1 protein-coding gene is annotated in these 688 nt (G+C 49.6%); it reads right to left on the bottom strand.

Going from position 1 to position 688, the window contains the following annotated elements; translation table 11 throughout:
- Positions 1–79: 79 nt before the first annotated feature.
- A partial coding sequence (locus tag AC01FP_RS18445) for a CDP-glucose 4,6-dehydratase (RefSeq protein ID WP_474482315.1) occupies positions 80–688 on the bottom strand: 609 nt, incomplete at its 5' end.

Here is a 688-nt window from a genome sequence, read left to right as displayed (position 1 = left end):
TCGGCATACTGCTGAACCAGTTCTGCAATTTGCGCGCGCAGCGCTTCCGGATTGGTTTTATGAAATGTAACTGGCTCGTTCATTGTGCAATTCCTTTACTGCATGCTGTTGGGCGTTGTGAATATTCTTGAATTTGTTGAAGGCATACCTGCTTCATGCTTTCACCTTGAAGCCATGCCTTGTGCCATTCAATAATTTTGTCCAGCGCTGTGTTCAAGCTCCAGCGTGGGTACCAGCCCAAATGTTTTTTAACTTTAGAAATATCTAGCTTCAGGTAATTGGCCTCGTGGGGGTGTTCGCCGCCATCCAGCTGCCAGCTTGCGCCGTTGCCCCAATTCTTTACCAATCGTTCAACAATCCACTGAACTGGTTTTGCATCATCTTCAATCGGGCCGAAATTCCAGCCTTCTGAAAACTGTTTTTTGTCATCGTTGTACAGGTGCTCAGCCAAGATGAAATAGCCATGCAGCGGCTCGAGGACATGCTGCCATGGCCGGGTAGCATGTGGGTTGCGAATTACCACAGGCTGCTTATTTTCAAAGGCTTTCAAAATGTCGGGGATCAACCTATCTTCAGCCCAATCGCCCCCGCCAATTACGTTACCTGCGCGCACACTGGCCAAAGCGGGCGTGCCCGGTGCGCTAAAAAACGATTTTCGATATGCACTGGTCACCAGTTCAGCGCAGCC

The sequence above is a fragment of the Cyanobium sp. NIVA-CYA 375 genome (assembly GCF_056108345.1).
This window is presented reverse-complemented; position numbering and strand designations above follow the sequence as displayed.